This is a genomic window from Mesorhizobium sp. WSM4845 (assembly GCF_055811455.1).
In genome coordinates, this window is sequence record NZ_JBVVQA010000016.1 from 1 (window position 1) to 21,158 (window position 21,158).

A 21,158-nucleotide genomic window follows, 5' to 3' on the forward strand; every position below is an offset into this window, starting at 1 on the left:
ATTCTGTACAAGCTCGGCTGCAGAACTGCTCAGGGCTTCCTATTCTCCAAGGCGGTGCCGCTAAGCCAGGCGCTTGAGGTGACACTAAAAGAGCACGCCACGGAGTTGTGAGGGCACACGCCACCAATGAAACCGCTGCGTGATCTCTGATCATGGGTGGTCAGGGGCGAGCGGTACGCTGGCTGTGCTGTCGCTCGCCGAACACGGCCTTGGTGATCGTGGCGTGCACGCCGAAATTTCCGTCGGCGACTTGCGTAATGCCGAAGTCGGCGGCAAGCGACATGATGCTCAACACCTCGTCCTCCGTGAGATCGTATGTCTGCATGATGAATCGGCGCGTCTGGCGGAAGGCGTTGCGCAGCGCCAACTCGATGGTGGATGTCTTGTAGACGTCCGACTGCGCGTTGCTGCCGAGGTCCCTGAGGTAGTTGGGATGGCTAAAACTCTGTATCACCCAGCTGTGCTCGGTTTCGATGAGCGGCGAGTTGAGACCGCGCAGGAAAGCCGGGCACACTTCGCCCGCCTTGTGCAGCTTGATGATGATGTCGCCGGTCAGCGAACACTCAAGACCCGTGCCGTTGATCTCGCCGTCCGCCTGCGCGAAATGCCCATCGCCGAGCGAGAGCAGTGCGCCCTGAACCGCAACGGGCAAATAAAGCTTCGCGCCGGCTCCGATCCTCCAATTGTCGATATTGCCGCCGAAATAGCCCGGCGGGATGGAATCGACCAGGTCGGCCTCGCGCGGAGCCACCGCGATGCACCCGAAATGCAGGCGCGCCGGTATGCGCACGCCGCTACCACTCAAGTCGCGATGCGAAACCTTGCTGTGGTCGACGGGTATGCCAGGATAGTCGATCGTCGCGTGGACAACGCCGAAGGGGTCGGTCTGCGGCTGCCATTCGTAGCTGTACAGCGGCCGCGCTGCGGCCGGGCACCGCATGTCGATCTCGAAGATAGTCACCGTTTCGCGTTTGGCATCCCGGTCCAGAAGGTCGTGATACTGATACCCCCACCACGCCGATACGTTCGATGCGAAGGCCTTGCCGGGAAAGGCAGCGCTCGGCCGTGGCCGAATTTCGACGAACTCGATCTCGAGCACGTCGCCGGGCTCGGCGCCGCGCACATAGATCGGGCCAGTCATGATGTGAACGCCGAACCCCTCGCCAGCGCCGCGCCCGAAGATGGAAGCGTTTGCCGGACCGGCCCCGCGACGGTCGACGCGCTTGTGTTCGGGTGACCAATCGAACACGCTTTCAGCCCCGCTGTCACCCGCCACCATCCGCTGCCAGTCGTCGCCCGCGTGCTGAGTGAGTGTCTCAACGGTGACTGAATCGCCCGGATCGACGCGCAACACCGGAGGCAGCGAGCGGCTGAAAAAGCCCCAATGCACGGTCTCCGCTGTTGCTGGCAAATGCCAATGGTCCGTGCGTTCGCGGGCTCTTGCCGTTGGTGGGCGATCCACAGCGGCCCGCAGCATCGGGGCCGGCCGCGCCGCCGCCGACTTGCGGCCGTCCGGTTTGCCTCGCAGCGGATAAGCTTCCTCCGTCTGCGACCTAGCGCGCCTCACCTGCCTGGGACTCATTCCAAACGTCGCGCCGAAAGTGCGGCTGAAATGCGATTGATCGCGAAAGCCCCAGCGCTGTCCGATCGCGGCCACGCTTTCATGTGCATGGTTGGGATCCGCCAGGTCGATGCGGCAATGTTCGAGGCGCTGCTGGCGCACATATTCGGAGAAGCTTTCGCCGCGCCCCTCGAACAGTTTTTGCGCGTAGCGTATGGAAAGCCCTTCCAGTCTCGCGATCAGGGCCAAGGCCAGATCCGGGTCCGACAGCCGGGCGTCAATCGTCGCCGCGACGCGCCTGAAATGCGCCGTTTGCACCCCGGTCAGGCTGCCAGCGGGCTCGCGTACCTCGCCAAGCAGGGCGCTTGCCACGAGTTCCGTCAAAGCCACTTCGGCGGCTGTCAGATCGGCCGCACCGGAAGTCTCGAGATTGGAGCCCAGCGTTCGCAATGCGGATTTCGCAACCGCAGCGACGACGGTGCTGCCTAGCACCTTCGGCAAGCGGATGCCGCTGCGGCCCAGCCGTGCTCCAAGCGGACCGGCGGCCGCCTGAAGTATGAACGCGCGGAAGTCACTGCGAAAGGTCATAGACCAGTCGTCGGCCGTGCCGAGCACCATCATGTCGCCGTCAGCGAGATCGAACGCCTGGTGCGGGGCGACAAGACGCCCGCGCCCAGCAACGATGAGAGCGAATAGAATCCCGTGGTCCCGGCGCATCGGCACGATGCGCTGGGGTGTACCAGAGACGTCGGCGAGGCGCGTGGTGGCGTTCGCTGCCCGCAGGTGCATGGTGCCTCTCGGGATCGGCTGGTCGTCGACAGACGCGGAAAGCGAAAGCTCCTCAAACCAGTCGAGCCACGCCTTGTCGCGGTGTTCGAGGGGCAGATGGTCGATCGATCGCAGAGCCGCAACCATAAGAGAAGAGGGTCCTTGTTGCATACTGCAGCGGCCTTTCCGGGGCGCGTTACGTCCATCAGGCGACCCGCCCGCCGAGATTCACTTTAGCGCGACGCCGGCGACAGTATTTGTGCGCATGCGAACAATCTCTTGACTTTACCCTGTCACCAGGCGGAGCTCAAGCTCGCCGGTCTTGCCGGCGTGAGCATAAGCCATTGAATTGACCCGTATTTATTTAGGCAACAGCGCGATGCATTGATTTCGCGGCCGGCTGGCTGGATTGCCGATGGCGCGCGTGATGCATAAAATCGCGCACATTCCTTCCAACAAAAACAAGGGGACTGTTCATGTGCAAAGGCGATGATATCAGCTGTCCGCATTTCGAGCTTCACTATAACAAGTTGAAGCAAGATCTAAATGCCGAGCGACGCGGCTTTCTGAAGGGGGGCCTGTTCGCGGCCAGCGGTCTGGCCACGCTGGGCGCCGGTGGCATCTCGCTGGTCACACCCGCACTGGCGCAGGCCACGTCATCGAAGCTGCCTGCACAACGCGCCTATCATTATTTGCCGGCCAACGCCGAGACCGTGCATTGGGGCTACTTCAGCAAATCGCTGAAGCCGCGCATCGAGGTCAATTCCGGCGACATCGTCACGATCGAGTCGCTCACCCACCATGCGGGCGATGACCTGGAGCGCATGGTTGACGGCGACGAGGGTGCAGAGAGCGTCTATCTCTGGACGAAAGAGAAGAAGGGCGTCGACCGCCGCGGTGCCGGCCCTACCGACCCGGCCAAGTACAAGAAAGGTTCTGGTGAGGGGCAGGGCGTGCACATCATGACTGGCCCGGTCTATGTCCGCAACGCGGAGCCGGGCGACATATTAGAGGTGCGGATTCTCGATTGCGGGCCGCGTCCCTCTGGCAATCCCAAGTTCAGCGGCAAATCATATGGCTCCAACGCGGCGGCCAATTGGGGCTTCCACTACAATGATCTCCTTGGCGGCACCAAGCGCGAGGTCGTCACCATCTACGAGGTCGACGTTGCCGGCGGCAAAAGCTGGGCCGAAGCGGTCTACAATTTCCAATGGGTGCCGCAGACTGACCCGTTTGGCGTCAGGCATGACACGATCGACTATCCCGGGGTTCCGGTCGACCACAGCCTGACCAAACGAAACTACGATGTGCTGAAGGGCGTGAGACTGCCAATTCGCCCGCATTTCGGCACGATCGGACTGGCACCGAAAGAAGCGGACGTCGTAGACACCATCCCGCCCAGCTACACCGGCGGCAACATCGATAACTGGCGCATCGGCAAGGGCGCCACGATGTATTATCCGGTCTCCGTCGACGGCGCGCTGCTCTCGGTCGGTGATCCCCATGCCAGCCAAGGCGACAGCGAATTATGCGGCACGGCGATCGAATGCTCGCTCACCGGCACGTTCCAGCTCATCTTGCACAAGAAAGCGGACCTAGCCGGCACACCGCTCGAGGAGCTCAACTACCCCATGCTCGAGACGCAAACGGACTGGCTGGTGCATGGGTTTTCCTACGCCAACTATCTTGAGGAACTGGGACCGAGCGCTCAGAGCGACATCTATTCGAAGTCGTCTGTCGACAGAGCGCTGCGCGATGCGTTCCGGAAGATGCGCCACTTCCTCATGACAACCAAAGGATTGACAGAGGACGAGGCGATTTCCCTGATGTCGATCGGAGTAGACTTCGGCATCACCCAGGTCGTCGATGGAAACTGGGGGGTGCATGCGGTGGTGAAGAAGGACATCTTCGCCGCACGTGTCGCCTGAGATGGTGGGTAACTAAATCTCGCATCACATCGCCGTTACTCAGAAGCTCGACAAAGGCTAAAGCGCGTCGCGTTTGAAGGAATTCATGCGAAGCGCTTTACGCTGCGCACCCTCGGGTCAGGCCCGAGGGCATGCTTTTGCGCAACATGCATCAGGAATCCGAACCAAGCGGGGCACCGACCGGTCCCTCCGTAAGAACGGACATCTGTAGCCAAGAGAAGCGGCCGAAACCGAAGAAGGCGACCGTGCACCAATGGTACCGTTGGCTGGGATCGAACCAGCGACCTCCGGATCCACAATCCGGCGCTCTAACCATCTGAGCTACAACGGCACGTTCGCCTGAGCGGGATGGAACGTTCATCCTCCGAGACCCGCTCTGTCGTTCGGCGATGCGTCCATACGGGCTATCGGAGTTTAATTCAAGGCTTTTGGCCGCGCACGGCCCGGAAAATCAGAATCGATTTCGCTGGGGATCATGCGCAAAATCCCAGGGTTCCGCAGCGTGCTTTGCGCGTCCAGGAAGGCGCCCGGCGCTGTAGGCAAAGGGTGCTCCGGCACCGACATCATATTGGCCGGGCAAAGAAAAAGGCCGGCGGGAGGAGGTGCCGGCCTTTTCCTGTTCCGAGCCAGCGGGAGGAGGTGCTGGCTGGTCATCCCGGAGAGCAGAGGGAGGAGGTTCCACCCGCCGGGTATTCGCTTGGACCACTATATCTCACATAATCCTGTTCGAAGAAATGCGACCTTTTGTTGCATCTTCGAACTATGCGCAAATATTATGCGATCTTAACTTCCTTCATCGCCTTCTCGAAGGCGGTCTTGATCGGCTTGGAGACGTCCTCGGCCGCCTTGGAGGCGACGGTCTGGAAATCCTTTGCCTGCTCGACAGTCATCTCGACCTGCTTGCGCAGGAATGCGGTCTGCAGTTCGACGACTTCCGACAGCGACTTGGCGCCGATCAGAGCTTCGAAATGCGACAAGCCGGCTTCAGTATTGGCGCGCAGAGCGGCAATGGTCTTGAGCGACAGGTCGTTGGAAACGGTCTTGGCGGTCTCAAAGGTGGACTCAAGGGCCTTCTGGGTCTCTTCGGCGCCGGTCTTCAGCTTGGCATAGGCCTCTTTCGACTGCTCGACGCCCTTTTCGGCGAAAGCACGGATCTGGTCGGTGGCCTTGGAAGCGTCGAAGCTCGGGAATTCAACGTTTTCGATAGTATCAGCGGTCTTGGTCCTGGACAATTTTCCATCCTTTGCAGTCTTTGCAGTGGTAGCGGCTTCGATAGGAAAGCCGTCTCGTTCATGTATGATGGCAATATAAAGGCAAATCTTGTGCATTGCAATATCTTTGTTGCAGCGCACCATAAATTTTCTCTCCCAGCGTTAACCACGCGCCCAGAGATTCCGGCGGTTGCACGCTATGGCTTGTGGACCTTCGCACCGTCGGCTTTTATTAACAAAGCGTTAACTGCAAACTGCCCGCTTCGTAAGGGTTCCCAAAGCGCATGCCGTCTGAAAACTACTCCTTCCTCGACGTCGCCGTGCTCGACGCGGTCCGCCAGCGCTTTGCCGCCGGCGACGCGATCGCTCTTTTGTCGGCAGACCTCGAACAGGTGATCTGGGCCAACGGACCAGGGGCAGCGGTGTTCGGCTACCCCGACATCGAGGCGATCATCGGCGCCTCGGCCGGCTTGCCGCCGATCGCCAGGCGCCAGATCATGGCGACAAGCGGTTTTCCACAGATCGGCCGCGACCGCGCCATCACGGTGCGGCTGGCAACCGGGCTGACCAGCCGCGCGGTTGGCTTTCTGGCCAGCGCGGTGACAATGCCTGACGGCGAAAACGCCATCATGCTGGCGGTGCCGGCGACGCAGACCGGCTCGCGCAGCGCCGCCGAGCTTGCCGCTCGGGCCATCAGCGGCTTTACCGAAGACGGTCATTTCATCGCCTTCGTCGATGCCAACGGCAACATAGAGGCCGCTTCCGATGGTTTTTCGGCACTCGGCATCCTGCCCGAAACGCTGACAGCGCTTGTCGCCGATGTTGCGAACGAGAGCGGTCGCGTCGTCAAACGCCTCGTTCCTGGCGGCACCGCTTCCTACCCGGCCGGCCTCGCCCGGCTGACTGACGAGCGGCACCTGCTGGTGGTGATCGACGAGAACCAGCTGGACTCCGAAGCAGCCCCTGCTGGCGTGCTCAGCGCAGGGGCGGCGGCCGATGCCGCAGTCCCGCCAAAAGCACAACAGGACAACCCGCCGGCAACAGTCGCGAAAACGGCTGCGGCAGAGCAGACAGTTGCGGCAGCCGACGAAGACACTTCGCTGTCGGCGGAGCATGATGTTCCCGATTCCAGTGGGCCCGATTCCACTGGGCTCGATTCGACCGGATCTCATTCAACTGCGCCTGATTCAACCGAGCAGGGTCCGGAAGCGGCCGGCGGGATACCTCCACAGCATGACCATTGGTATTTCAGCGCCAGCGAGGAGGAGGCGCAAAAGCCGGGACCGGATGCATCCGATCCTGTCGAGGCGGATGCTTCGGCGGAAAGCTTCGCACAAAATGCCGTCAGGGCCGCCTCCCCGGTCAAAAATGCCATCCCCTCGATCGACCGCGCGGCGGCGCCCCTGCGTTTCGTCTGGCGCACCGACGCCGAGGGCAGATTCAGTGCGCTGTCGACGGAATTCGCGGAACTCGTCGGCAAGCCTGCCGCCGATGTGATCGGCCGGCGCTTCAGGGACGTCGCGGCCACCTTCGACCTCGATGCGACCGGCGACATCGCCGGTCTGCTCGACCGACGCGATACCTGGTCCGGCCGCTCGGTGCTGTGGCCGGTCGCCGGCACCGATTTCAAGATACCCGTCGACCTGGCGGCGCTGCCCGTCTACGGCCGCAGCCGTGCCTTCGAAGGCTTTCGCGGTTTCGGCGTTGCTCGCACCGGCGATGCGGTGGTCGATCCGGAAGCGATCGGCATGGCGCTTGTCGCCAATGCCGACGTCCCCGTGGCCGGCGAGCCGGAAGTCGCCAAAACGCCTGACGAAACCGACCCGTTCCAGGGCGAGGTGCCGGCGCTGACCATCGTGCCGAAGCCGGAGCGGCGCTTAGCCGACAAGGTGATCCGGTTGGCGGAGCACAGGCAGCCGGCCAACGACAAAGGCCTGTCGACGCTGGAACGCAGTGCATTCCGTGAGATCGGCGAGCGGCTCAAGAAGGACAATCCCCCGACAGAACAGCCCGCTGCCGCAATTGCGGCAGAGCCGGCTGCGGCGGAACCGACCGAAACCGATGTCGAAGACGAGAAGGATGTCGCAAGGCTCGACGGTGAGCAGCCGCAAGCAACCGTGTCCGACCTCTCAGGCTCGCTGCTCGACTATGCCGACCGGGACTACGTAGCCGACGATGGCGACGGTGCGCCGGTCTCCGAGCCGGACAAACCGGCGCAGGAGATCGCTGAGCCCACCGACGCCGCCAGTCGATCGATCGCCGAAGACGCCGACAGCATGACGGCCGCCGATTTCCGCGATGCAGAAGACAGCGAGGACTCGGCGCGACCCGATGACGACGAAACCGGTTCGCCAACCGATGGCATCGGCGATGCCGGCGACGTCGAGCCGGCGACGGTCGAGCGGCCGCGCCTGCCGGTGCCGCCGCTCAAGCTCGAAGCGTTCGTGCCGTCGGCTTTTTCGACCGCGGACGACAACAAGGCTCCGGACATTTCGATCCTCGGCAAGCTGCCGGTGCCGCTGCTGATCCATTCCGGCGACGATCTTCACTATGCGAACGAGGAATTCCTCAGCCTGACCGGCTATGACACGCTCGACCAGCTGGAGGATGCCGGTGGCCTCGACGCGCTGTTTGCCGATCCTTACGACGGCAGCGCCTCCGATGGAACCGACCACGCGCTGCGGTTGAAGACGCGTGACGGTCAGGAGTTCCCGATCGAGGCCATTCTGCGCTCGGTGCCATGGCGTGGCGGCAAGGCGCTGATGCTGGTCGTGCGCCGTTCCGGCGACGACGAGGCAGCAGGTGCCGCCGACGACCAGACGCAGCCGGACACTTCGGAGCTCAAGGCGCGCATTGCCGAGATGCGCACCATCATCGACACCGCGACCGACGGCGTCGTGCTGATCGGCCGAGACGGAACGATCCGCTCGATCAGCCGACCGGCGGAGGCGCTGTTCGGTTTCGACAGCGACGAGGTGACCGGAAAACCCTTCGTCTCGCTGTTCGCGATCGAAAGCCAGCGCGCCGCGCGAGACTATATCGACGGATTGTCCGAGCCCGGCGTGGCGAGCGTGCTCAACGACGGCCGCGAGGTGATCGGACGCGAGGCGCAGGGGCGCTTCATTCCGCTGTTCATGACCATCGGCAGGCTGCCCAACGACAGCGGCTTCTGCGCGGTGGTGCGCGACATCACCCAGTGGAAGCGGGCCGAAGAGGATCTGACCCAGGCGCGCGCCGTGGCCGAGCGCGCTTCCTCGCAGAAGACCGACTTCCTCGCCCGCATCAGCCACGAAATCCGCACGCCGCTCAACGCCATCATCGGCTTCTCCGAGCTGATGGTCGACGAGAAATTCGGACCGGTCGCCAATGACCGCTACCGCGACTATCTGCGCGACATCAACCGGTCGGGCAACCATGTGCTCGACCTGGTCAACGATCTGCTCGATATTTCGAAAATCGAGGCCGGCCAGCAGGAGATGGCCTATGAGGCAGTGTCGCTCAACGACACGCTGGCCGAGACGGTGGCGATGATGCAGCCGCAAGCCAACCGCGAACGCGTCATCATCCGCTCCAGCTTCGCCTCCCGGCTGCCGGAAGTGGTGGCCGATCTGCGCAGCGTGCGCCAGATCGCGCTGAACATCCTGTCGAATGCCATCCGCTACACGCAGGCCGGCGGCCAGGTGATCGTATCGACAGCCTACGAGAACTCCGGCGACGTCGTGATGCGCGTGCGCGACACCGGCATCGGCATGAGCCAGTCCGAGATCGAGCAGGCGCTCAAGCCGTTCAAGCAGCTCAACGCGCTTAAGCGCGGGCGCGGCGACGGCACCGGTCTCGGGCTGCCGCTGACCAAGGCCATGGTCGAGGCGAACCGGGCCCGGTTCACCATCAACTCGACACCCGGCGAGGGCACCCTGGTCGAAGTCGCCTTCCCGTCGACCCGCGTGCTGGCGGATTAGGGCAGCGGATCTTCAGTCGTCCGTGTCGCCGCGCTATCTCTTTGTTTGAGCATTGGATTTTCCCAAACCGGTGTCCACTTTGGCTCATGCTCGGCACACAAAAGAAAGGCGTCCAACAGGACGCCTTGAATGATCGATTGCTGTACATCGGGGGCTTGAGCGAATTCAGATCCTCTTGGGATTTAGAGGAACGGGATTTCTCCCTCAAGTTACGCACGACTATCGATGTCGGCCCTTAACAAAACCTTACCGGCACCGAGAAAAATTTACCGATGTGTACCACTCATGAAATCTAGGTAAATTCGAGCGAGATATTTCGTTAACCATGCTCGGCTCCGTTTGAACGCGTGACGGATCGCATGTCCTGGACCTCGAGAAACTAATCGGCCAGCTGCGGCAGGTCGCGGAACAGCTCGAGCGCTTCGGGATTGGCCAGCGCCTCCTTGTTCTTGACGGCGCGGCCATGCACCACGTCGCGCACCGCAAGCTCGGTGATCTTGCCCGATTTGGTGCGTGGAATGTCGGCGACGGCGACGATTTTAGCCGGCACGTGGCGCGGGCTCGCGCCGCTGCGGATTTTCGCGCGGATGCGTTTTTCCAGCTCGGCGTCGAGTTCAACGCCGGCCGCCAGCCGCACGAACAGCACGACCCGCACATCATTGTCGAAATCCTGGCCGATGCACAGCGCTTCCAGGATTTCCGGCATTTGCTCGACCTGATTGTAGATTTCCGCCGTGCCGATCCGCACACCGCCCGGGTTGAGCGTCGCGTCGGAACGGCCGTGGATGATCAGGCCGCCATGGGCGGTCCATTCGGCGAAGTCGCCGTGGCACCAGACATTGTCGAAGCGCTCGAAATAGGCGGCGTGGTATTTCTTGCCTTCGGGATCGTTCCAGAAGCCGATCGGCATCGCCGGGAACGCCTTGGTGCAGACGAGCTCACCCTTTTCCTGCCTGAGCGGCTGGCCGTCGTCGTCCCAGACATCGACGGCGAGGCCGAGGCCGGGTCCCTGGATCTCTCCGATCCATACCGGTTGGGTCGGCACGCCGAGCACGAAGCAGGAGACGATGTCGGTTCCGCCAGAGATGGAGGCGAGATGCACGTCTTTCTTGATGCCGTCATAGACGAAGCGGAAATCTTCCGGCGACAGTGGCGAGCCGGTGGAGGAGATCGTGCGCACGCTGGAAAGATCGTGCGTGTTGATCGGCCTGAGGCCGGCCTTGCGCGCGGAATCGATGAATTTGGCCGAGGTGCCGAAATAGGTCATCTTCTCTGCGTCGGCGAAGTCGAACAGCACGTTGCCGTCAGGGTAAAAGGGCGACCCGTCATAAAGCAGAAGGGTTGCGCCCGACGCCAGGCCGGAGACCAGCCAGTTCCACATCATCCAGCCGCAGGTGGTGAAATAAAAGAAGCGGTCGCCGTCGAGCAGGCCGGCGTGGAGCCGTTCTTCCTTGACATGCTGGATCAGCGTTCCGCCGGCCGAATGGACAATGCATTTGGGAATGCCGGTCGTTCCGGAAGAAAACAGGATGTAGAGCGGATGCGCGAACGGCAACCGTTCGAAGGTGACCGACTTGGCAGCGAAGGATGAGAACGCCTCGTCCAGCGCAGTCGCCTTCTCGATGATCGCCGCCACATCGATCGACGTGCCGAGATAGTCGACGATCAGGATCTTGCGGACGGTGACGAGCTTTGCCGCAACGGCGGCGATCTTGTCGGCAACCTCGATCGCCTTGCCATTGTACCAGTAACCGTCAGGCGCGATGAAGACGACAGGCTCGATCTGCCCGAACCGGTCCAGAACGCCCTGCTCGCCGAAATCGGGAGAGCAGGACGACCACACGGCCCCGATCGAGGCTGCCGCCAGCATTGCCGCGACCGTCTCCGGCATATTGGGCATCATGGCAGCGATGCGGTCGCCCTTTTTCACCCCGAGCGACAGGAAAAGCTGCTGCAGCCGCGAGGTCAGCGCATGCAACTCGTTCCAGGAGAGCCGGCGCTCGACCTTGTCCTCGCCGCGAAAGACGATGGCGTCACCGAGCCCGGTTTTTTTCAACAGGTTCTCGGCGAAGTTAAGCTTGGCGTCGGGAAAGAAGGCGGCGCCGGGCATCTTCTCGCCATCGACGAGCACGTGCTCGCCGCCACTGATTCCCCCGCTGGCGCCCTTGTCGCCAACGATGCCGCAAAAGTCCCAGACCAGGCTCCAGAACGCCTCGCGATCGTCGATCGACCAACGATGAAGATCGCCGTAGGAGGGAAAAAACCCGCCGGTTGCGGCCGCCGCGGCCTGCATGAAGGCGGTCATCGGCGCCGCGTCGATCTGGTCTTTGGTCGGTATCCAGAGCGGTGCGTCGCCAGCCATGATCGTTCCTCCTTAAAGCACGTTACGCTTGAAGAGATTCACGCGACGCGCTTTAGACTTTTGTTATTATCATGTCGTTATCCAAAAACGTTGCGCATTTTGGCGACATGCATTGGCATCGCTTATGCATATCGCAGCGCAGCAGGAGCAAGATTTTGTTCGGCCGGGCGGCGCGGATGTGCGCAAATGCCATCGCTGGGCCATAAAGACTTGAAATGCGTCAGCCCTAAGTCGTAGGTAAACGACTGGGGTTACACCCGTCGGGCGATTTTTTGTCGGAACGGAAGCATACGGGGCGACATGCCATCACCTTTGATCCGGCGCGGAATATGGGCGATCGGCGCTGCCGTGCTCGTCATCGCGCTGGCCGTTGCCGCCCTGCCGCTCGTCGCCTCGACCCGTATCGTGCGCGACCGCATCGCCTGGGAAATGAGTGCGTGGAGCGGTTTCAGGGTCACCATCGACGGCGCGCCACGGATCGAAGTCTGGCCGAATTTCCGTGCCATCCTGGCCGACGTGACGCTTTCGCAATGGACAGAGACCGACGCGCCGCCGGTGATCGAGGCTGAACGGGTCGAGGTCAATCTCTCCGCCATGGCGGCGTTGCGTGGCAATGTGGTGTTCTCGACGGCGCGGCTGATCCGGCCGACGATCAGGGTTCAACGCGCAGCACATGGACTTTTCCTGCCCGCCCTGCCTTCGGGCGGGCGCATCACCCGTTCCATCGACGTCGCTCGCGCCGTTGTCAGCGGCAATCCAGCCAAGCCGGACCTCAGCAAGCTGCCGGCTGATCCGTTCGGCACCGTGGAGTTCAGGAACGGCCGCGTGGTGACTTCCGTCGATGGCAAGGACGCTGAGATACTGAGCAGCCTGAGCGGCCAGGCGAACTGGGCCGCAATGAACAGCAATGCGACGCTGTCGGCGACCGGGATCTGGCGCGGCGAAAGCGTCGCCGTGGATGCCGCATCGTCAAACCCGCTGGTGCTGTTTGGCGGAGGTGCGGCGCCGATGACGCTTTCCTTCAAGGCGGCCCCTGCCAGTTTTTCGTTCGACGGCGTGGCCAGCATGTCCGAGAACGCCTATTTCGACGGCCAGGCAAAATTTGCCGCACCCTCGCTCAGGCGCGCGCTCGAATGGTCGCGGGCCGGCATCGCGCCGGGCGCAGCAATTGGCTCGGTTTCCGTTTCCAGCAAGCTCACGGCGACCTCCGGCCGCATTAAATTCGAAAACACCGAGATCGCCCTGGACGACAATCCGGGAATGGGTGCGCTGGATTTCTCCTTTGGCGAGGCGCGCCCGGTGATCGCCGGTACGCTCGCCTTCGAGACGCTCGACCTGCGGTCGTTTCTCTCCGCCTTCGCACCCCTGGCGCCCGCGAACGGCGCTGGCCCCGGCGAAATCGACATAAGCGTCGCCGACCGCATCGATCTCGATCTCAGACTGTCGGCAGCGCAGGCCACCGCAGGCGCCATCCAGCTTGCCGACGTCGCCGCCGCTGCCCAGGTCAAGAACGGTCTTGCCGTCTTCGATATTTCCGATGCATCGGCCTTTGGCGGCAACATCCAGAGCAGCCTTCGTTTTGACCGCAAGCCGGAAGGCACGCAGGTCGAGATCAGGCTGCTCGCCTCCGACATCGACGGCGGGGCTTTTGGCACCGCAGCCGGAATGACGCGACTGGTGCCGATCGGCACGGGAACCGTTTCGGTCATCCTCAAGGGGCCGGGCAGAACCTGGGATTCCATTTTCGAAAATGCCGACGGCTCGGTTTCGGCGAAATTCGGCCAAGGCGCGTTGAGCCGGTTCAACCTGCCGGCGTTTCTCAAACACAATGAACAGGGCGGGTTCTTCGCGCTCGACGATGTCTCTGACGGAACACTGCCGATCGACGGGGCCGAACTCAAGGCGAGCATTTCAAACGGTGTGGCGAAGATCGACAAGGCCGAAGCGAATTCGGCGAAGTACAAGATCTGGCTTTCCGGCATCGCCTCCTATGCCGGGCGCGGACTGGCGCTGTCCGGCGGCATCATTCAGGCGGACCAGCCAGCCACGCAGACAAATAGCCAAGGTCCCAACCAGTCTTCGTTCTTCATCGGCGGAACGTGGAGCACGCCGTTCATTTCGCCGATAAGCCGCGGGGTATCCGGCGAGTAAGCAACGAAGCTGCTGCGGTCCTCGTCAGAAGTACTTCCTGCCGGCTTTGCTGGCGCCGCCCCTTTCGTCACCCCCGCTGAGCGGCCTGCTCATCGCGTTGGCGCTGGACCGCGCGCCGCTTGTTGGCGAGCGAAGCGATGATGACGCCAACCGCCACAACCGCGATCAGGATGGTGCAGGCGGCGTTGATCTCCGGCGTCACACCGAGACGAACCTGGCTGTAGATCTTCATCGGCAGCGTGGTGGCGCCAGGCCCTGAAGTGAAGCTGGCAATGACCAGATCGTCGAGCGACAGTGTGAACGCCAGCATCCAGCCGGACACGATCGCCGGCATGATGACCGGCAGCGTGATCTGGAAGAAGGTCTTCACCGGCGGCGCGCCAAGATCCATCGCGGCTTCTTCCAGCGAGCGGTCGAACGTGATCAGGCGCGACTGCACGACGACGGCGACGAAGCACATGGTCAGGGTGATGTGGGCAAGCGTGACGGTGACAAAACCGCGGTCGAGACCGACGGCGACAAAGAGCAGCAGCAGCGACAGGCCGGTAATGACTTCCGGCATGACCAGCGGCGCAAAGACCATGCCGGAAAACAGTGTCCGGCCCTTGAAGCGTGTGTAGCGCGTCAAGGTGAGAGCCGCCAGCGTGCCGAGCACGGTCGCCACGGTGGCCGAGATGACGGCGACGCGGGCCGTTACCCAGGTGGCGTCCATGAGGCCCTGGTTGTGGAACAGCGAGACGTACCATTTGGTCGAGAAGCCGCCCCAGACGGTGACCAGTTTCGATTCGTTGAATGAGAAGACGACGAGCAGGACGATCGGCAGGTAAAGAAATGCAAAGCCGAGCACGATCGAAGTGATGTTGAAGCGGCTCCAGGTCGGGTTCATCTGTCCTGCTCCTGGGCGCGGGCCTGGGCCCGCTGGAAGAGCATGATCGGCACGATCAGCAGCAACAGCAGGATGACGGCGACGGCCGAAGACACCGGCCAGTCGCGATTGGCGAAGAACTCGTTCCACAGCGTCTTGCCGATCATCAGCGTCTGTGAGCCGCCGAGCAGGTCGGGAATGACGAATTCGCCGACGGCGGGGATGAACACCAGCAGGCAGCCGGCGATGACGCCGGGTAGCGACAGCGGAAAGGTGATCTTCCAGAAGGCGCTGGTCGATGGGCAGCCGAGATCCTTGGCTGCCTCGATCAGCGAATAATCCATCTTTTCCAGCGACGAATAGAGCGGCAGCACCATGAACGGCAGGTAGGAATAGACGATGCCGATGAAGATCGCCGTATAGGTGTTGAGGATGATCAGCGGCTGGCTGATAACGCCGGTGGCGAGCAGCAGCTGGTTAAGCAGCCCCTCAGGCTTGAGGATGCCGATCCAGGCGTAGACCCGGATCAGGAACGAGGTCCAGAACGGCAGGATCACCAGCATCAGCAAAGTCGGGCGCAGCATCGCCGGGGCGCGCGCCATGCCGTAGGCGATCGGGTAGCCGACAAGCAATGTCAGCACCGTCGAGATGGCGGCGACGATGACGCTGGTCACATAGGCGTTGACGTAGAGCGCGTCCTGGGTCAGCCACGTGTAGTTGTCGATGCTGAGCTCATTCAGCTGGGCGAAGAAAACGGCAAGGCCGTCGCCGAAGCCGAGCACCGGCGTGTAGGGCGGTATGGCGATCGCGGTCTGCGACAGCGAGATCTTGAAGACGATGACGAACGGAATGAGGAAGAAGAAGACCAGCCAGAGATACGGAATGAGGATGACAAGCCGGCCAACGAAGGCCTCTCCCGTTCTGGCCAGGGCGGATTTTCCGGCAGCGGTGGCTCGAGAGCTTGTTGTGGCGGTGACAGCGGCATTCGACATGGCCGCCCCCTATCGCGTCAGCACGACGCCGGCATCCGGCCGGAACGACACCCAGGCACGGTCGTTCCAACTCAGCGGATCCTCGGTGATGCGGGCCGCGTTCATCGTGCTCGCTCGCACCACCTGGCCATCGTCCAGCCTGACGTGATAGACGGTCATGTCGCCGAGATAGGCGATATCGTAGACCTCACCTTCGATGGCGTTGACAGCGCCGGCCGGTCTCGTCGACGATATCTTTATCTTCTCCGGCCTGATGGCGAAGGCGACGGCCGCGCCAGTTGCGGCATCGCCGGCATTCTCGGTCCGGATGGTGATGCCGTTGCCGGCATCGATGCTTGCAGCACCCGCCTCGCCATGCGCAATCTTGCCTTCGAACATGTTGACGTTGCCGACAAAGCCGGCGACGAAACGGGAACCCGGCGCCTCGTATACTTCGGCCGGCGTTGCCACCTGCATCACCTCGCCCTTGTCGATGATGGCGATGCGGTCGGCCATGGTCATCGCCTCTTCCTGGTCGTGGGTGACGACAACGAAGGTGAGGCCGAGTGACTGCTGCAGATCCATCAGCTCGAACTGTGTTTCCTCGCGCAGCTTCTTGTCCAGCGCGCCCAGCGGCTCGTCGAGCAGCAGCACTTTCGGCCGCTTGGCGACCGAACGGGCAAGCGCGACGCGCTGGCGCTGGCCGCCGGACAATTGGTGCGGCTTGCGCTTGGCGAACTGCTCGAGCTTGACCAGCTTCAGCATCTCTCCAACGCGCGCCGCGATCCCGGGCTTCGGCATGCCGTCCTGCTTGAGGCCGAAGGCGATGTTGTTTTCGACCGTCATATGCGGGAACAGCGCATAGGACTGGAACATCATGTTGACCGGCCGCCGGTACGGCGGGATGCCGTGCAGATCCTGGCCGTCAAGCAGGATGCGGCCGGCGGTCGGCTCCTCGAAGCCGGCGAGCATCCGCAAAAGCGTCGATTTTCCACAGCCCGACGCTCCGAGCAGGGCAAAGAACTCGCGCTCGAAGATCGTCAGCGACAAATTGTTGACGGCGGTGAAGTCACCAAACTTCTTGGTCACTTTGTCGAACTGGATATATGGCTTGGCGTTCGGATCGTTCCACGGCGCGAAATCCCTGCGGATGCTGCCAAGCGATTTCATGTCCACTCCGTCCTGCGTTCTATCCCCAAAAGGACTTGACCCCGGCAGCACCTGCCGGGGTCGTTGATGTCGCTTACTGCCCGGTGACGATCCTGGTCCAGGTGCGGGTGACGACGCGCTGGGTCTTGGAATCGTAGGGAGCGATGGTGAACAACTTCGCCAGCGTCGCCTCGTCCGGGTAGATCGCCGGATCCTCAAGTATCTCCTTGTTGATGAACTGCTGCGACGCCTTGTTGCCGTTGGCGTAGAAGACGTAGTTGCTCGCCTTGGCGATGACTTCCGGCTTCATTATGTAGTTCAGGAATTCATGAGCTTCGGCGACATGCGGCGCGTCGGCCGGGATCGCCATCTGGTCGAACCACATTTCGGCGCCTTCCTTCGGCACGGAATAGGCGATCTCAACGCCCTGGTTTGCTTCCGTCGCACGGTCGCGCGCCTGGAACACGTCGCCCGACCAGCCGACGGCCAGGCAGATGTCGCCATTGGCCAGCGCGTTGATATATTCCGACGAGTGGAACTTGCGGATGTAAGGCCTGATCTTCAGCATCACTTCTTCGGCCTTGGCGAAATCGTCCAGCGACGTGGTCTCAGGATCGATGCCCAGATATTTGAACGCGTTCGGCAGGATGTCGCTCGGAGAATCGAGGACATAGACGCCGCAATCCTTCAGCTTCGCCAGCTTTTCCGGGTTGAAGAACACGTCCCAGCTGTCGATCTTGTCGGTGCCGAGCGCTTCCTGCGCTTTCTTGACGTTATAGCCGAGGCCGACCGTGCCCCACATGTAGTTGATCGAATATTCGTTGCCGGGATCGTACTTGGTCGTGCGCTCCGAAACGACGTCCCACATGTTGGAAATGTTGGGCAGCTTCGACTTGTCGAGCTTCTGGAACACCCCTGCCTGGATCTGGCGTGCGAGGAAATTGGCGGTCGGCACGACAACGTCGTAGCCGCTGCCGCCGGCAAGCAGTTTCGTCTCAAGCAGCTCGTTGGAATCGAAGGTGTCGTAGGTGACCTTGATGCCCGTTTCCTTGGTGAAGTCTTCGATGATCGAGCTGTCGATGTAATCCGACCAGTTATAGACGTTGACGACGCGGTCCTGGGCATGAGCGCCGAGGGTGAAAAGCGCCAGAAATGCCGAGGTCGCCGAAAGCCAGAATGCTTTGCGGATCATGCGTCTCTCCTTTGATGAGTGTTCCATCGCCAGCACGTCGCGGGGCTGCGCGGCTGGGCGTTTGCTTCAGATTATTGAGCTTTCCGACAAGCGACAAGCGCGAACCGCCAACACGACAGCAGTTCAATGCGCAACGGCCGAGCCCCCGGTTCCTTTGTCGTGATCCAGGTGGCATGCCGGCGCCGCCAAAGGCTCTCGCCACGGCGCTGGCAGGGATACGACGATGTTGTCCGGTCTCGGTCGGGCCGGAGGGGAGACTTGGCAAGATGAGCCTGTCTTGTTGTTGCCGTATTTGCAGCCTGCCCGCGCGGCCGCGCCATTGTCAATGGCTCATCTCGCTTTGGCGCGTGCGCTGCATCAATTAGGCGACGGCATGCCGGTGACACCCGGCCGCACGGGTCGCGCCTGACGCTTGAATTCGAGCCCGATATGGACCAGCAGCGCCGTGACCACGACCGTGCCGCCAAGGATGGTGCGTCCCGACGGCACCTCGGAATGGATGAGCCAGACCCAGATCGGGCCGAGGATCGGCTCAAAAGTGCCGAGCAGTGCTGCGACAGCAGCCGGAACGAGCCGGGCGCCGGTGGCGAAAAAGGCAAGGCCGAGACCGAGATTGACCACGCCGAATGCAAACAGGAAACCCATGTCGCTGCTGGAAACGCCGAATTGCGATGCCTGCGACGCCGCGAATGCGGCGGCAATCATCGTGCCGAGGCAGGTCGCCGGCGTCATGCGCACATGGGCAAAGCGTCGCGTGATGACCGTGGCGATCGAAAACATCACGGCGATAAGCAGCGCCAGGCCGTCACCGATGGGCGACACCGCGCCATCGAGCGATTCCGATACCATGATGGCAACGCCGGCAATGACGGCGGCAATCGCCACCCAGGTCGCCAACGCCACCCGTTCGCGAAACAGCACCCAGGCAAACAGCGCCGCCAGGAGCGGCACGCCGGCCTGCATCAAAAGGATGTTGGCGACAGTGGTGTAGGCAAGCGCCACGACGAATGAGGTCGATGCGGTGGCGAAGCAGAACGCCACGGCAAGGCCGGGCAGGCCCATGCCGCGGAACAACCTCACCGTGCAGTGCCAGCCGTCGCGCCAGACCATGAAGCAGATCAGGAAGGCGGCGGCCCAGACCGAGCGCCAGAACACCACCGTCCAGCTGTCTCCGGCGTCGATGAAACGGGCGATGGCGCCACCGAAACTCCACATCAGCGCCGACAGGAAAATCAGCAGGAAGCCGACACGCTCGTCACGCGGCGAGACGACAGGCGAAACGGCTAACGGTGATGATGATATATCGCTCATGATTGCGACTGTCGGCGATTTCGAGGCAACACGATGCACAGCGGACGACAGAAACGTGCCACATTCGCCTAGCGCAAAGGCAGCGGCGGAGCGTGGTCCACCGGGCAGCGATGGTTGTGGCAAAGACGGCAGTCGCCTGCCGGGACCTCACTGGAAATCGAAGGCGCTTAGTCCGGTCACCATCTCGTCCAGGCCGAGCGGGCGCGTCACCGGCGGCTCGGCGCGCGCGAGGCAGCCGATGCGTTCGCACAGCCGGCAAGCCGGGCCAACCGGCGTGGCCGGACTTGTGCCCTGTCCGGCTTTTCCGGCCGCAGCGGCAGCCGGCCACGGCAGTGCCGCGCCGTAGACGATCTCGTCACGAAAGCCGATGTCGCAGCCGAGCAGAAGTGCGGTACGGCGCGGGCGCTCCGCAAACGAGCCTTGCGGCCCCTCAAGCGTGCGGGCGACGCAGAGGAATTCGGCGCCGTCGGGCATTTCCACCGCCTCGACGAAGATCTGGCCGGGCTGGGTAAAGGCGGCATGCACGGGAAGCTTTGGACAGCCGCCGCCGAAGCGGCTCTGCGGAAAACCCTGGCTGCCAGCCTTGCGGAAGCGGTTGCCGGCGTTGTCGACCTCGAGCATGAAGAAGGGCAGGCCCGGCGTGCCCGGCCGCTGCAGCGTGGTCAACCGGTTCGCCGCCTGCTCGAAGGAGACGCCGAAGCGCGAGCGCAGCACGTCGATGTCGTAACGCGCGCGTGTGGCGGCTGCGTGAAAGGATTGATAGGGCATCATCAGCGCGTGGGCAGCGTAGCGGCCAAGCTCGAAGCGGGCGAGCCGGCGGGCCTCATCCGTGGTCAGCTTCAGCGCCTGGATCTCGCTTGCCACGGCGACCGTCATGCGGATCAGGCAGGCCTCCATCGCCACCTCGCGCAACTGGTCGAACGGCGACAGGCGCTCGGACAGGAACAGACGCTGCGAATGGCGGTCGTAGCGGCGGCGCCAGTTCGGCATGGTGGCGACCGGCAGCACCTTGACGACGATGCCGTATTCGCGCTTCAGCCAGGCCTTCAGCGCACCGAGCAGATCGTCGCCGGGATCGAGCACCGAAATGAATGCCTCGGCCTCCTCTTCGAGCGCGGCAAAATGGTTCGGACGGCGCTCGAAAATCTCGTGCACCTCGTCGATCGGCAAGCGGGCGCCGGACAGCGCCGTCGCTTTGCCCTCACGCGCCAGGAGTTCGTTGAGGTCGGAAAGGCGCTCGGCCTGCTCGCGGTAAGCGCGAAACAGTTTTATCACCGCGGCGGAAGCGTTGGGCGCCGCCTCGGCAAGCTCGATCAGCTCCTGGTCGCCAGGCAATTCGCCGACCAGCAGCGGATCTGAAAACACTTCCTTCAAGGCGGTGACCGACCCCCTCGCCTCGCCCTGCAATTCATGCGGGTCGACCTTGTAGACAGATGCCAGCTTGAGGATCAGCTGAACCGTCAGCGGCCGCTGGTTGCGCTCGATGAGATTGAGGTAGGACGGCGAGATGCCGAGCCCTTCGGCCATCGCCGTCTGGGTCAGGCCCTTGGCGCTGCGGATGCGGCGGATGCGCGGCCCGGCGAAGATTTTTTGATCGGCCACTCGGCTGTCCTTGATAGAATTTACATGACTCCCGCGCGGCGCTGCCATGCCGGCCTTTTACAATCATGACAGATTTACAGCGCCTGAATGTCAAACGCAACACAGGTTTTCCCTTATTTTCCAGCCAA

At 62.5% G+C, this 21,158-nt stretch carries 12 protein-coding genes and 1 tRNA gene; 3 read left to right on the forward strand and 10 right to left on the reverse strand.

Annotated features, from left to right (window positions below):
* Positions 1 to 160: 160 nt before the first annotated feature.
* Complete coding sequence (locus AC0L2C_RS18705; RefSeq protein WP_473481244.1) at positions 161 to 2,476, reverse strand: acetamidase/formamidase family protein; 2,316 nt, start codon at positions 2,474 to 2,476, stop codon at positions 161 to 163.
* A gap of 329 nt (positions 2,477 to 2,805) precedes the next feature.
* Here AC0L2C_RS18705 and AC0L2C_RS18710 point away from each other — a divergent pair, with 329 nt between their 5' ends.
* Complete coding sequence (locus AC0L2C_RS18710) at positions 2,806 to 4,257, forward strand: acetamidase/formamidase family protein (protein ID WP_473524088.1); 1,452 nt, start codon at positions 2,806 to 2,808, stop codon at positions 4,255 to 4,257.
* 254 nt (positions 4,258 to 4,511) lie between these two features.
* On the opposite strand, the gene AC0L2C_RS18715 is transcribed toward AC0L2C_RS18710, so the two are convergent.
* Positions 4,512 to 4,588, reverse strand: a tRNA-His gene (locus AC0L2C_RS18715).
* A 442-nt stretch (positions 4,589 to 5,030) separates the two neighbouring features.
* Positions 5,031 to 5,489, reverse strand: coding sequence for a phasin (locus tag AC0L2C_RS18720; RefSeq protein ID WP_128166139.1), 459 nt, complete (start codon positions 5,487 to 5,489; stop codon positions 5,031 to 5,033).
* A gap of 263 nt (positions 5,490 to 5,752) precedes the next feature.
* On the opposite strand from AC0L2C_RS18720, the gene AC0L2C_RS18725 reads away from it, so the two are divergent.
* Positions 5,753 to 9,427 carry a PAS domain S-box protein gene (locus AC0L2C_RS18725; protein WP_473524089.1) on the forward strand — a complete coding sequence of 1,225 codons (3,675 nt, stop codon included), beginning with the start codon at positions 5,753 to 5,755 and terminating at the stop codon, positions 9,425 to 9,427.
* 379 nt (positions 9,428 to 9,806) lie between these two features.
* Here the strand turns inward: AC0L2C_RS18725 and AC0L2C_RS18730 are convergent, their stop codons facing one another.
* Positions 9,807 to 11,789, reverse strand: coding sequence for an acetoacetate--CoA ligase (locus tag AC0L2C_RS18730; RefSeq protein ID WP_023800322.1), 1,983 nt, complete (start codon positions 11,787 to 11,789; stop codon positions 9,807 to 9,809).
* A 300-nt stretch (positions 11,790 to 12,089) separates the two neighbouring features.
* Between AC0L2C_RS18730 and AC0L2C_RS18735 the strand changes: the two genes are divergently transcribed.
* Positions 12,090 to 13,940, forward strand: coding sequence for an AsmA family protein (locus AC0L2C_RS18735; RefSeq protein WP_473524090.1), 1,851 nt, complete (start codon positions 12,090 to 12,092; stop codon positions 13,938 to 13,940).
* 67 nt (positions 13,941 to 14,007) lie between these two features.
* Here the strand turns inward: AC0L2C_RS18735 and AC0L2C_RS18740 are convergent, their stop codons facing one another.
* From AC0L2C_RS18740 to AC0L2C_RS18765, 6 genes are all read right to left on the reverse strand, one after another.
* Positions 14,008 to 14,826, reverse strand: a complete 819-nt coding sequence (locus tag AC0L2C_RS18740; protein ID WP_023800320.1) for an ABC transporter permease — start codon at positions 14,824 to 14,826, stop codon at positions 14,008 to 14,010.
* Positions 14,823 to 15,797 (reverse strand): ABC transporter permease subunit, encoded by a 975-nt coding sequence (locus AC0L2C_RS18745; protein WP_473524091.1) that lies wholly within the window; start codon positions 15,795 to 15,797, stop codon positions 14,823 to 14,825. The genes AC0L2C_RS18740 and AC0L2C_RS18745 overlap by 4 nt, the downstream gene beginning before the upstream one ends.
* 9 nt (positions 15,798 to 15,806) lie before the next feature.
* Positions 15,807 to 16,946 (reverse strand): ABC transporter ATP-binding protein, encoded by a 1,140-nt coding sequence (locus AC0L2C_RS18750; protein WP_023800318.1) that lies wholly within the window; start codon positions 16,944 to 16,946, stop codon positions 15,807 to 15,809.
* A 73-nt stretch (positions 16,947 to 17,019) separates the two neighbouring features.
* Positions 17,020 to 18,117 (reverse strand): polyamine ABC transporter substrate-binding protein, encoded by a 1,098-nt coding sequence (locus AC0L2C_RS18755; RefSeq protein WP_473524092.1) that lies wholly within the window; start codon positions 18,115 to 18,117, stop codon positions 17,020 to 17,022.
* A gap of 357 nt (positions 18,118 to 18,474) precedes the next feature.
* Entirely contained in the window at positions 18,475 to 19,428 is a 954-nt protein-coding gene (locus AC0L2C_RS18760) for a DMT family transporter (RefSeq protein WP_473524093.1), read from the reverse strand.
* 147 nt (positions 19,429 to 19,575) lie between these two features.
* A complete protein-coding gene (locus AC0L2C_RS18765) occupies positions 19,576 to 21,030 on the reverse strand; it encodes a helix-turn-helix domain-containing protein (protein WP_473524094.1) in 1,455 nt (484 codons plus the stop codon).
* Between the last annotated feature and the right edge of the window lie 128 nt (positions 21,031 to 21,158).